Source organism: Sphingobium sp. HWE2-09, assembly GCF_035989265.1.
Taxonomy (GTDB): domain Bacteria; phylum Pseudomonadota; class Alphaproteobacteria; order Sphingomonadales; family Sphingomonadaceae; genus Sphingobium.
This window is the reverse complement of sequence record NZ_JAYKZX010000003.1, coordinates 2,030,566-2,043,026: the sequence shown is the minus strand read 5'-3', so window position 1 is coordinate 2,043,026 and position 12,461 is coordinate 2,030,566. Positions and strand designations below refer to the sequence as shown.

The 12,461-nt window shown below is 62.8% G+C and carries 12 protein-coding genes; 4 read left to right on the top strand and 8 right to left on the bottom strand.

The features are described from left to right. Positions 1-140: 140 nt before the first annotated feature. From U5A89_RS15280 to U5A89_RS15255, 6 genes are read right to left on the bottom strand one after another with little or no spacing between them, the layout of a single operon-like run. Positions 141-2,159, bottom strand: coding sequence for a hypothetical protein (locus U5A89_RS15280; protein WP_338161923.1), 2,019 nt, complete (start codon positions 2,157-2,159; stop codon positions 141-143). A 1-nt stretch (position 2,160) separates the two neighbouring features. Beyond that, positions 2,161-3,507 (bottom strand): TniB family NTP-binding protein, encoded by a 1,347-nt coding sequence (locus tag U5A89_RS15275; protein WP_338161922.1) that lies wholly within the window; start codon positions 3,505-3,507, stop codon positions 2,161-2,163. Further along, positions 3,504-6,089, bottom strand: a complete 2,586-nt coding sequence (locus U5A89_RS15270) for a hypothetical protein (protein ID WP_338161921.1) — start codon at positions 6,087-6,089, stop codon at positions 3,504-3,506. Before U5A89_RS15270 ends, U5A89_RS15275 begins: the two co-directional genes overlap by 4 nt. Then, entirely contained in the window at positions 6,086-6,955 is an 870-nt protein-coding gene (locus tag U5A89_RS15265) for a hypothetical protein (protein WP_338161920.1), read from the bottom strand. Before U5A89_RS15265 ends, U5A89_RS15270 begins: the two co-directional genes overlap by 4 nt. Beyond that, on the bottom strand, positions 6,956-7,318 hold the full coding sequence (locus U5A89_RS15260) for a hypothetical protein (RefSeq protein WP_338161919.1): 363 nt from the start codon (positions 7,316-7,318) through the stop codon (positions 6,956-6,958). It lies immediately after the preceding gene. Between the two features lie 14 nt (positions 7,319-7,332). Continuing rightward, on the bottom strand, positions 7,333-7,725 hold the full coding sequence (locus tag U5A89_RS15255) for a hypothetical protein (RefSeq protein ID WP_338161918.1): 393 nt from the start codon (positions 7,723-7,725) through the stop codon (positions 7,333-7,335). A gap of 129 nt (positions 7,726-7,854) precedes the next feature. Between U5A89_RS15255 and U5A89_RS15250 the strand changes: the two genes are divergently transcribed. Continuing rightward, positions 7,855-8,370 (top strand): hypothetical protein, encoded by a 516-nt coding sequence (locus tag U5A89_RS15250; RefSeq protein ID WP_338161917.1) that lies wholly within the window; start codon positions 7,855-7,857, stop codon positions 8,368-8,370. Then, complete coding sequence (locus tag U5A89_RS15245; RefSeq protein ID WP_338161916.1) at positions 8,367-8,996, top strand: hypothetical protein; 630 nt, start codon at positions 8,367-8,369, stop codon at positions 8,994-8,996. The genes U5A89_RS15250 and U5A89_RS15245 overlap by 4 nt, the downstream gene beginning before the upstream one ends. Before the next feature lie 53 nt (positions 8,997-9,049). On the opposite strand, the gene U5A89_RS15240 is transcribed toward U5A89_RS15245, so the two are convergent. After that, positions 9,050-9,928, bottom strand: a complete 879-nt coding sequence (locus U5A89_RS15240; protein ID WP_338161915.1) for a hypothetical protein — start codon at positions 9,926-9,928, stop codon at positions 9,050-9,052. A gap of 305 nt (positions 9,929-10,233) precedes the next feature. Here U5A89_RS15240 and U5A89_RS15235 point away from each other — a divergent pair, with 305 nt between their 5' ends. Together U5A89_RS15235 and tcmP are read left to right on the top strand one after the other, a co-directional pair. Beyond that, complete coding sequence (locus tag U5A89_RS15235) at positions 10,234-10,965, top strand: DUF5131 family protein (protein WP_338161914.1); 732 nt, start codon at positions 10,234-10,236, stop codon at positions 10,963-10,965. Continuing rightward, positions 10,962-12,122, top strand: a complete 1,161-nt coding sequence (tcmP, locus tag U5A89_RS15230) for a three-Cys-motif partner protein TcmP (RefSeq protein ID WP_338161913.1) — start codon at positions 10,962-10,964, stop codon at positions 12,120-12,122. Before U5A89_RS15235 ends, tcmP begins: the two co-directional genes overlap by 4 nt. Positions 12,123-12,150: 28 nt before the next feature. Here the strand turns inward: tcmP and U5A89_RS15225 are convergent, their stop codons facing one another. Next, positions 12,151-12,384, bottom strand: a complete 234-nt coding sequence (locus U5A89_RS15225; protein WP_338161912.1) for a hypothetical protein — start codon at positions 12,382-12,384, stop codon at positions 12,151-12,153. Positions 12,385-12,461: the final 77 nt, after the last annotated feature.

Genomic DNA, 12,461 nt, shown 5'->3' with positions numbered 1-12,461 from the left:
AGATATTTCCGTTTGAGCCATTTTCGCTCTTTCCAGCATGATTGGCTCAACTTTAATTTTCTGGACAGGTAGAGTGGCTCGACGGGAGGCTGACAGAACGTGCCGGAAGCCACGCCCTGCCTCTGACATCTCTATGTATCTCAGGATTTCTCGGCGTTTCGGTCTTTGACCGGGCGCTGCCTGATAGCGTCCAGCACATCCCTGTTCCAGAGGCCCGGCATCGTCTCGGCAAAACGCTCATCCTTCAGCCAATCATACGCGTCGGCTGGGATCATGCCCAGAGCGAGTGCGAGCTCTGGCAGCGTGACGAACTTCTGGGCGCGTTCCTCGATGTCAGCGACGCGGTAGAACTTCGGGTTCACGCCCTTGCTCGGCAGGCCATTCAAGATCCGCGAGGCGCTGTCAGCGATATTCAATAGGTTCAAAGCATCATGCTGGATGATCTCAGGTGAAAAGTCGATTTCGAAGCTGTCGCGGTCAAACCGGAGTGCCTTCACGATGTAGATATCGCTTGCCGAAATCACGATGCTATCGGCTACCCTCCGGTTCTCGCTGACCTCGAAGTGCATATCACCGTCGAGCAGCATCTTGATGACTGGCCCCCATGGCTTGGGACGACCGCTCACATGCTTCATGGCATGTATCAACGTGACAGGGTCCACGATCGTCTCTGCTGCGGCGACAGGCCCGGCCACCAAATCTTCGAGCCTCGTGAAGAATTCTTCTACATCCTCTGGATAGAAATGCGGACCGCTGTCCGGGATGGCAGGAGCCTTTGCGGGGATGACGCCGAGCGCGGCGAGTTGCTCGACTCCATGGAGTGAGATGCCGAGTTCGTGTGCCAGCGACGAGGGTGACACCCGCTTGGACCACTTATCGCTGAAGTTGACGAGTTCGACACGATCGAATGCCGGAAGTTCGCGTGGACCGTGAGCCCGACGGTGCTGGGTAAAGTGCCCTGCATCCCACGCCCACATCAATATCTTGGTCGACAAGCGTGCAATTTCGGTGGCGGGGCGGATTCCGACGGGTTTCAGAGAATTCGCGAGCTTGAGCGCCTCGCATCGGGAGAGCGATCCCTTGGCTGTGTTCTTCCGACGAAAGCCTGCCTCGCTCTCTGCCTTTGTTTTGTCTGCTGAGCTTGTTGCGTCGCCGATTGCCAGCCATGCCTTCCGGATCCTGCTCCGTTGGCCGGCAGACACCGCAAGGTCTGCTATCTCACCGAATCCCTCCGGCCAGCTGATCAAGGCCATGCACGCTCGCCATAGTCCGTGCAGCCGCTCCCGTGGAGCATCGATCGGGCGACCTTTAGCATCGGGGTCGATCGCATCCGCGAGCCGCCCGACGGCGTAGAAGATCCTGCTGCGATCCGCAGCGCGCATGGCTTCGGGCAGCGCTACTGCGGCTGTGGCCCTGGTCGAGGTGATAGGATCAACGAGCGCCCGCAGCGCGCTCAGCGCCGGACGCATGTCATCCGGAACGGGGTATGACTCGAGACTCGCGAGCGGATCTCCGCACTGGTCGCACTCGTGAAGGTGGGACGCGGTGCGGGTCCAGCGTTGGATGACGCCTTCTCCCTCACACCAGCATCTATCCTGGAGCATGTCCCAATGTTCGAGGCAGAACGGAATGGCGCGCAATTCCCAGGTCGCGCGGTGGAAGGCATAGGCTCGATCATCGGGGCCAGACCGTCTGACTGCGTCAGCGCGGAATGCGGCTGGTGAAAAGCTGCGGATCCGGTTTTCGAGAATTTCTTGGTGGACGTCGAGGCCGAAGAACGAGCGGTGGTCGCGCCCGAGAGCGTCATATCTGCGGAAGAGCACATCGTGATCCGAAATCCGCATGGCGTGCGCCAACTGGGCGGTTTCGATGTCGTCGCCCTCCGCGACCAGAACCTGATTGCGGTGATGCAGCCCCAGATGCTGGAGGAGGCCCCAGCTGTTGGGCAGGTCGTTGATCGCACAGGAGCGGTAAGTCAGGCTGCGGAGCGACTCGGTAGGGTTTACGCGAATGCCGATGCGCAGCCGACGCCAGTCTTCGCGTGTCGGCGGCGGGGACGGGACGCGTGAGCGCGTTGCGACAAGTTCGCCGGCGACTTCCCGGAGCAAGGTGCCGAACGTCGTCGTCATGGGCGCCGCGATCGTCTCGTCCCCGCTCATCTTACAGGTCCTTCAGAGCGTTCGTCTTGGCGAACTTGAGCTCGATCGACCAGGAGTCGACCGCTTTGATGACGTCGTCGACGGTCATCACGTCGCGCTCCTCACGTGCGACGTTGCGCACGGCCGTCAGCATGACACGCATGAGCTGGCCGATGATGCCCTCCGTCGCCTCGCCGAGGGCGTCCGCGATATCCTCGTTGTCGAGGCCCACGGGCTGCGCGAGGATGCCGTCGGATACGAGACGGGCATCGAGCCCCTTCAGCAGACCGGTCCAGATTTCGAAGTCATCGTCGCTGTCCATGTCCAGGGGTGCAAGACGGCACGGGGCGAACATGCGGCCGGAGAGTTCGCGGTCGGCGGCGATCATCGGGACGGCCTTCTCGGTGCCGAGCAGCACGATTGGCACCCGGCCAGTATCGAGCATGATCTTCAGCTCGGCTGTGACCTCCTTGCTAAAGCCCGTCTTCTGACCGCTGTGCTGCGTCTCGTCGATGATGAGCAGCTGGACACCTGCCTCGTCCAAAGCCCGCATAGCGCGGCGGCGGAGCGAGTTCTCGTTACCCGCAGTGGCAAAGCCGTCCTGGACCTCGCCCATGATGGCGACCATCAGATCGCGCGCCGTGCCGCTGGTCCCCATGCGGGCGTGGCAGACCGGCATGGTTCCCGCGGGCGCATCGATGTTGCACATGAGCTTGAACTGCTCAGCGAGCGTCGACTTGCCGGTTCCGGTGCGCTCGAAGATGTTGATGGCGAGCTGCTGCTCGCCGCGCATCTCCATGCCCAGCAGCCGCAGCTCCTCCAGTTCGTTCATCCCCTGGATCTGGCGGGGATAGGGCAGCCGGATCCGCATGAGCTTCGTCATGGCGCGGGCGACGAATGGTGAGCGGCGGCCGGCCTTGCTGTTGCGGAAGCGAAGGAACGCGTCCTTCATTTGCGGCGACAGCTTCATCTCCTCTGCGGGCTGCTCCTTGGAGACCACCAAGTCGGTGCCATTGAAGCCATCTTCCTCACCGGGCGCAGTCACGATGCCGTCGGCAGTCATGTCGTCAACGGGCGTTTCGATGCCCGAGGTATCGGTGATATCTTCCTGAACGGAGGATACCGGCGAAGCATCCGCCAGCGAGACAGGCGAGATTTCCTGACCGTCGGAGACGGCGTCGATCGCCGGATCCGGCATGGCCTCGACCGGCACGGACGCGCCGGCGCGCGGCTGGCCGGCGTCGCGGCGGTCAGCGGTGCGCTTCGGCCGGTCGCGACGAGGCAGGCGGGGCTTGGGCAGACCGGGGTCGACCTTGGCGGTGTCGTCAGTCTGGATGGCGGCGGTGTTTGCATTGGTATTACGGGTCAAATGTCATCTCCCCATTTCATGGAACGGGAGCCGGACGACCCCCGTTGGTCGGGCCGTTCGGCCGACTGGTGGTGCGTCCCGGCATCGCGCGGGTCGGCATTCGTTCTGCCGAGGCGCTTGTCGCGACGGCTGATATAGGTGGGCAACTGCGTCAGTTCGGGCGCCTGGCCTCCCACGTCATCGGGGGCAGCCTGATCCTGCGAAGCCTGCTGTGACTTGACCTTCGGCGGGCGCCCACGCCGGCGGACTGTCTCGCCGGCAGGCATTTCGGGCGGGATCATGATCGGAGGATCGTCGGTGCGCTTGAGTTCGGCCACCTTCTTCGGCGGCTTGGACTTCTGGCGTGGTGTCGGAATGTGGGCGTCCAACCGCTTGCCCACGGCGGAGCCGTGCTCGACGGAAGTGCGCGGTTCGGGGCCGACTTCGACCGGCTCAGGCGGATCCTCGTCTCTGACCTCGACATACTTGGCGAAGTGCTTCTTCACCGCCGGATCGTGGACGGCCTTTGCGATGGCCTGCCGCTCGCGCGCGGCCGACTTTTCGTTGACGTCGGCCCATTGCTCGAAGAGCCGGGCACGCACGTAGGACTGCTGCTCCGGCGTGCAGTATTCCAGCGCCTCTTGCTTGGCGAGTTCCAGACAGCGCTCGTGAAGCCATAGCGGCATGCCATGGACAGAGGGGTCCGTGCAGTGGAAATGCTCCCACTGCGGAGGCTCGTGATAGGGATTCCAGACCTTGATGAGACCGATGTCCTCGCGGCTGTATTTGCCCTTTACACGATGAGTGTGCTTCTTCCGGTCGTCCATGTTGGGCCTGCGGTCGAAGCCGATGTCGTCCTTTGCGCGCCGAACGCCGTCGTTGAACTCCTTGATGATACGCGTCATGTCGACGGCACCCGGCGTGTAGTGACGGCTGAACCTGTCGATGCCGGAACTGGTCATCTCCATTTCGAAATCGACGTCGCCGATTGAGTCGACGAACCCTTCCTCGTCCTCCAGCTTATCGAGCTTGCGGCCCTGCAGCTTCTGAGCCCACGCGAGCCCTGGTTGACGATTATCGAGGCCTTTGTGCCGCGAGACATTGTAGGTCATGATCGCTTGGTCGATCAACCGACTACCGCGCTGGAACGACATCGGGATCAGCTCGCGTTCATCCGTGTCGTCGCCGCCGGTCATGGCGTTGAACTTGTAACGACGCATGCGCGCAATGTCGTAATTGGCGTCCGGATCCTGCTTGACAGCCATATCGAGGACGGTGCCGATGACCCTCTCCATGGGGGACTTGTCACGTGGCATGTCGCTACCTGCGAAGAAGGTGCCCATGTAGGCATCCGACAGCACGTCCTCGACAGAGCGGCCGTGATTTGCCGTGGAGTTGTCGAAACCGATGACGCCAGGCTTGAGGCGAAACCACACGCAGTCAGGGTCGATTTCGAGGAGTTCCTTTGTCACGATCGCATGCTTGGGGCGGTTGGCATGCAGGACAGTGTTGAGCACCGACGAGGACGATGCGGCGCCGATGTTGAGGTGCCAGCCGACGATAACGCGTGACAGCGCCTCGATCATCAGTGTGAGCGTGCACTGCCCGATGTTGATGCCGGTCTCTTCATCGAAGAAGTAGATGCGGGGGATGGGTGTATCGTCCATCCAGCAGAAGGCACCGAGATGGGTTGCGAGTTCACCCTCGCCGCCACCGCCGAATAGCTGGTAGGCGCCATGCGCGCTGGTCTTGGCCTTGTAGCCGGTGGACTTGAGCGCGCGGCACATGCGCCAGAAGCGCTTGTAGCTGATCGCCTTGTAGGGCTTGGGCGGCACCGGATATTCGGCCGGACGCTCGCAGGCGCCTTCCTCTCCGCTCGGATCGACGCAGAAGTTGCGGTTGAGCGGCTTGCCGTTGTTGGTCTTGTAGATGTCCGCGACGTAGCGGTCGTGGTTCTTGCGGTAGTCGCCGCGGACATGCGTCGCACGGATCGCCCAATACATCACGATCTCGATTGGGTGCGGTATCGTCCATGTGCGCGGCATCCGACCGGTCATGTCGACACAATCCCAGACCTTGCGGGCACCCTTCGTCCCCCGTTCGCGCAACCAGCGGCGGAACGTGGTGGGGGCGACCTTGCGTGCGCCCTCCATTGCGGCGATCTCTGGGATCGCCAAGGCGGCCTTCATGAACAAGCCGATGCTGTTGGCGGACTTGGTGAAGGTGCTGTTGTCGAACAAACGCAGCAGCGCGGCCTTGAAGGGGGCTTCCTTATCCTCCGCCTTTGCCTGCGATATGTCCTTTCTCTGCTGGCGCGCGAACCGCCGGGCGGCTGTGCCGAGAGCGGCCTCGACGAATTGCAGATTGCCTTCGGCCCAGATCAGCCCGACCTCGCTGGTGGTCGGCTTCCGCATCTGGCCGTCCGCTGTCTCGATCATAAAGTCGCCGCCCTTGCGGTCCGATGGCGGACGAAAGGTGACGACATCGTCGGGATCGACGCGTTCGAATATGTATGGGACGCGGAACAGCTTCACCTCGTCGCCTGGCTCGATATCGAGATTCCAAGACATGACGGGCTTGGGCTTCTCCTCGCCCCCGCTCAAACGCGGATCTCCGACTGGCCGGTGAAGGGCTTGAGCGGCGTCAGCACCGTGCCGGGCTTGAACTCGACGTCCAGATCGGTCGACAGCGTGCTGCGTGCGAGCATGCGCTCGATGGCGGCATCGCCGCGCAACGGATCAGTGGGAGCAAGGCGGTCGCGCAGATCGCCCCACTCGATGGCCGCTCCGTTGCCGACCAGGCGCTTCGCGATCCGTTCCTCACCCGGGGTGAGCAGCATCGAGCGACGACAGTAGAGACCCCACACGTTCATCTGACGGGCGCGGGAACCCTTGATGTCGCGCAGATAGAGGACGCGGAACTTCCATCCCACGCTGCGGCAGATCTCGGCGATCACCGCGAGGAGTTCGCGATACTCCTCGTCACTGAGATCCCTTGAGGTCCGCTTGCACTCGATGACCTCGACGGTCCCGTCGCGGAACATGCGGATGGCATCAAGGCGGTAGCGCTTCCGCTTTCCCCCGACCATGACCTCGAACTCGCCGGGGTGGCATTCATAGTCGGCGACCTCGCTCCACACCTCGTTGTGGAGGGCGAGGAACGCCTCGCCCTTGCCTTCACCCAACTGGGTGGTGTTGGTCTTCGTCGACGGGAAGCGGAAGCGCAGGTGCTTGCCGCCTCGACCGATGATCGGGCGCTGATGGCCGCCGTGACGGAACACGGTGTAGCGGGCGACCACGTCGCCTTCCCCGATCGGCAGCCACTGCTCGGTGATGCGACGGAGGCGCCGACGGTTCGGACGGACGGACGGGTCGGTGAGGTTCGGCAGCGTATTGACCGCGGGCAGGATGCTGCAGCGCGACCATGGGTCAGCGCTGCCGCGATATCGGTGGTTGGGGTGTAGCACCATTTAGCGTGCCTCCCTGACCGATTGCGGGAAGGCACGGTGAATGTTCGCCAGGCAGGACGCCTGGATCTCGCATTCCATGCTGCGAACCAGGCGGAGGAATGTGCTGTAGCACGGAGTCCGAAGGATCGTCTCCATGGTCGGCATAGGGCCGTTGTTCGCGCAGGGTGCCGTATTGATGTTATGCAGCTCGCGGAGCACGAGGTCGTGTCCACGGCGCACGGAGCGGAGCGTGCCCTGAGTATAGAGCAGCGCGTAGTGATGCATGACCGAGTGGACGATCGCGTTGTTCTGGTTGAGTGCGAAAGGGATGCTTTGCTTGGAGGAGGTGTGACGGCGAACGGGGTTCTTGCGGCGATAGGTCATATTCCCGGCCTCCCTCAGTTCGAACCGCGGCGCTGACGGCGCACGCTCATGAAGTTGGCGAGATTGTTGGCACCCGGTCCGGCGAGCTTCCGCCAACGGACGATTGTGGACGGATGAGGAGGAGCGCCGAGGTCGCTGTGTACGCGAGGCGTCCAGAGGCGCTCGATCGCAGCGGCGATAGCGCCCGCCGTGTTGGGGATGCTGTAGTAATCCATCAGCTTGCAGATGGCGCGGCGGCGCAAAGCCGCCCGCTCCTCGGCCTTAGTCTTGGCCTTGGCCTTGAGGCCGACGGTCAGTTCGACGGTGTCGAGGTGGCGGTCACCGATGCGATGCATGCGCACGCGCTGCCACGTCGAACGGCGCATTTCAGCTTCGGGGCTTTCCGATAAATTCTTGAGTTCGCTCATACATACTCCCGTATCACCGATTACGAGATTGTTCGGTAATAATTACGGATATATGCTGTATGAGTTACGATACAATAACCAATATGGATTTATGTTGTATTAATTATGGACGCCTAATATGCCCTCGATATGACCAGTCCCGAAGATGATGCCGGCGATCGCGCCGCCGCCGCGCAGGCGATAGACGCCGATGAAGCCAAGCTCGATCCGGACGGCGAACTGCGGCCTGCACTCGGTCGCGCACCGAATGCGGACGAACTTACCCTATGGGCCGGCATGGCGTCCGATCGTCGGGAGGCGGCGCTACAGCGGATCGCGGTTCTAAGGCGGTGGACTGAAGAGCCGGGCGAACTCACAGCTGCTGAAGCCGCTGAGCAAGCCGACGTCGCCGTCAGTCGATTCTATGAAATCGCGTCCGCGTGGCGGGCGGATCCGACGCTCGCGTCGCTCGGCACCTATGTGAAGAAGCCGGGGCGCAAAGGGCCGCGCTTGAGCGGGGAGGCGGTCAATCGCATCCAGGCGCTGCTGCCACGCATCGTCGGTGCCAATTCTAAAATGAAGGTGGGAGCCATCGCCGGGCTGATTCAGGTCGATCCGTCACTTGAGGGAATGAAGCTCCCCACCTCAACACGCTCCGCACGATGATCGAGCGTGAGAAGCGTCGCCTCCGTGCCGAGGAGCTGGTGGGGTTGCGGCCAGGTCTCGACGCCGTGGCATGCAACCTTGTCCGGCCTGACGGCCGGCACCACGTCGTCTTCGCGCTCGTGGACAGGACGGCACGGTTCATCCTCGGTTTCAGCGTGGGCGATGTGCGCGACAGCAGAGATGCGTACCGGCGGGCCGCGGCGGACGCCCTTGAGCGGATCGACCGGAACGAGATTCCCGGCCTGCCATGGGCCGACAAGTCCGAGCGCGTCGACGTCATCGTCGGCGACGACGAACCGGCATGGCAGGAGGCACGATCGGACTTTCGTGCCGCCGAGAAGGGCATTCCCTTCGAACTGATCATCGGTCCACGGCGCTACGGTCGTTACCTACGCATCGTCGCCGGGACGACGATCGGCGATCTCAAGATCTGGCCAGCCCGGACGGACACGGACGAAGTTGCGGATGGCAGCCTGACCCACACGGATGCGGAGGCCACTACCGCGATCGAGGTAGAGGTCGCGAAGCACAATGCCGAGGTGATGGCGCAGAGCGTGGCGGAGGGTGCCGATAGACCGGCCCCGATCACAGTGCAAATCCTGGAGTTCATCGCTCGGCAGGAGTGAATCCGCTGTCGGCAGTTGCCAGCACGAAGCCCGGCAGCGGCGGGCGTGCGGCATTATGGGCCTCGATGGCCGACCAGATCGCGCGTCCCACATCCTCCTTGCCGAGAGGCGAGCTGTTCCTCGATCGCACCAGCGCATCCGTGGGACGCGCCTTCGAACTCCTGATAGACAAGGCCCAGACAGTCCAGCTTGGCGCCGAGCACCCGGCGAAGCGTCGGATTGGCTGCGTCGGTGGCGCCGACCACCGCCCGCTCCATCGGATCGAGGTGGGGCGCACGAATGGGCAGACCAACCCCGGTCCGTGGAAAGGCTGCCTCCAGACGTTCGGCGAGGCGCGCGACCGAAGGCGGTTCGTCCGGCCCGTCGCCGATGTCGGCGGCGACAATCGTCCCCTGTGGCAGAGCCACCGCGACGAGCACATGCGGCATGTATATGTCGCCGCCGTGGACGGCGGGCAGCTTCACAGCGCACTCGTCGATGAGGATCTCGGGGGCGAATTCGGTCGTCGCGTTCGCCGCCGCCCGCATCTTGTCCAGCAGGTTGGTGATCGTCGAATTCGAAGGCTTGGCGACGCCGGCGGCCACGCAGCGGCGCTCCACTTCCTTCAGCACGTCCGCGCGGCGCGACGACGGACCGAGATCGGCGATCGCCTCCTGCATGATCTCCACCGACCTGGGGTCGATCCGGCGGGCGGTGGGGAGGCTGTTGCTCGCGCGTGCACCCGGTATGGCCGATGCCGACCGGTTCTCGCGCCAGATGCGCGCGATGGCCATGAAGGTCGACAGTGCCACCCCCATGCGCTTGGCGTATTCCTTGCGGATTTCCTCCGCAGGGCGCCACAGCTTCACATACTCGTCCAGGATGGCGACGCGGCGGCGGATCTCTGGCCAGCGGGCCGGATCGACGCCCGTCAGGTCAATCTCATTTTCCATATCTCACTCCATTTCGAAGGTCATTCCGGTGGGGAGAGGCAGATCGGCGGCGCGATCGTGCGCAGACGGGGCGAGCGTGTGCGGACGCTGCGCCCGCGATCGCCAGTGCACTCATGCGAATTTCGAGAGTTGGTTTCGGCTGCAGATCCACCGGCGGATCGCTCGTCTACGGGTCTTGACTCGCGCGCGCGCGCCAGCACGCGATCATGCGCGCGCTTCTAATAAGTATTGCGCTCGCTCCTGCGACCCGTTGCGTCGCGATTCGCGATGTGGCATCGTTCCGCCTATGTTCTAACGGAGTTCCAATGGCGGACGGCAGCGCGATTGAATGGACGGACGCGACGTGGAACCCGGTGACGGGTTGCACGAAGATCACTGCTGGATGCGACAATTGCTACGCAGAGCGCTTCTCGGAGAGATGGCGCGGAATCCCCGGCCATCCGTTCGAACACGGCTTCGATCTGACGCTCCGTCCGGAGCGCTTGGGTCAACCGCTCGCGTGGAAGCGGGCGCGCATGATCTTCGTGAATTCCATGAGCGACCTATTCCACAAGGAGGTGCCGCGCGAATTCATCGACAGGGTGTTCGACACGATGGAGCGCGCCCACTGGCACGTTTTCCAGGTTTTGACGAAGCGCAGTTCGCTGATGCGAGACTATCTGCAGCGCCGTTATCGCGATGCCGAGCCGCCGGCCCACATTTGGCTGGGCGTGTCGGTCGAGGATGGACGATCGCGCGCGCGGATCGAGCACCTGCGGCAGGCTCCTGCCGGTGTCCGCTTCTTGTCGGTGGAGCCGCTGATCGGCCCGATCGGAAAGGTCGATCTCACCGGCATCCATTGGGTCATCGCAGGTGGTGAAAGCGGTCCCGGCGCTCGCCCGATGGCGATCGAATGGGCGCGCGAGATCCGTGACATGTGCGCAGCCCAAGGGGTCGCTTTCTTCTTCAAGCAGTGGGGTGGCATCAGGCCAAAGACCGGCGGGCGCGAGCTCGATGGCCGGGAATGGAATGAGATGCCAAGCCAGGTGGCGGCATGATCGAGGTCGAAGTCCCGGCGCATTATGCGGGCCGCGAGCAGGCCTTCGTCAAACACCATTTCCTGCGCAACTATCTCGAGCGCCTCGTTCACAAGATCGCCAGCGTTTATGACGAGGTCGTTTACATCGACGGCTATTCAGGCCCCTGGAAAAGTGGCGGTGAGGCCTATGGGGACACGTCGTTCGGGATCGCCCTGCAGAGCATGACCGCTGCTCGCCAGTCGTGGCTGAATATTCCCCAGCGGCGACGCAACGTCAGAATGACAGCCCATCTGGTCGAGAAGCAGGCGCAGCCATTCGCGGAGCTCCAAACGATCGGCACCCTGTTTCCTGAGGTCACCGTCCATCCGCATCGGGGAGATTTCCTTACCCTCGCACCGAACATTGCGACGCGTATCCCGAACAGGGCCTTTTCGTTTTCGCTGATCGATCCCAAGGGTTTCAAGCTCGACCTCGAAGCCCTTCGTCCTCTGCTGGCCCGGCAGCAGAGCGAGGTCGTCTTTAATTTCATGTATGACTTCGCCAACAGGTTCACATCGCTCGACAGCCTGGCCGACACCTATGATCGCCTGCTCCCCGGGATCGACTGGCGAACCCGTCTCGCTGTCGCCGACGCTGCCGGCCCGACGGAGCGCAAGGCGGCCTTCCTTGCCTGCTTCAAGGAGGCAGTGAAGTCCGTGGGTGGCTACAAATACGTGGCCGACGTCGACATCCGCTACCCTGGCACGAACCGGACCTACTACTTCCTTGTCTATGGCACGCGTGAGCCGCCGGGCATCGAAGTGTTCCGTGACTGCCAGATCAAGGCGTTGGAAGCCCAATCGACGATTTCGGGACAGCGATCCTTCCAGAAGCGCGAGACGGCTGGGCAGAGTTCCCTTTTCGACAGCACCTGGGAGTCTGCACCAGTGTCCCATCGCCAATTCCTCGACGACCAACGCGCGGCGGCCAGGTCATCGCTGCTCGACATTGCGGCCGCTGAAGCTGGGATCCAATGGGGCAAGGTCTGGCCGCGGCTGCTGGCCGACTATGCGATCCGTAAGACAGATGCAGGGGCGATGGCTGCCGAATTGCGGAAGTCCGGCGCGATCGCATTCAAAGGATGGGAGCCGAACAAGCGCATCCCAGCGGACGGCTATGAGCTCCGAAAAGCGTAGCTCGTTGCCCTGAAAATCATGTTCCCAACTAACGGGTTCGGTTTTCCCGAATCTTGGCCAGAATCTGGAGCGCGATTTTCACCTGCTCGCCGCGTTCGTTCAGGAATAGGCGACACCCGTCATAGGGAATGACGGATATATGCGCCAAGCGGGCACGCTGCATCTTCTGTCCCACCGCCTGGACTTCGGCGTAGGAAATTCCAATTCGCTCTGCGATCGTTCCATACTGCCATGCCTTGCCCCTCGCAAAGAGGGCGATCACAGCGCGTTCCGTTGGCGACATCGACAAGGCCAGGTCGGCAGCCTCTTCATCGGATAGCGGCGGCGGAGGGCTCATAG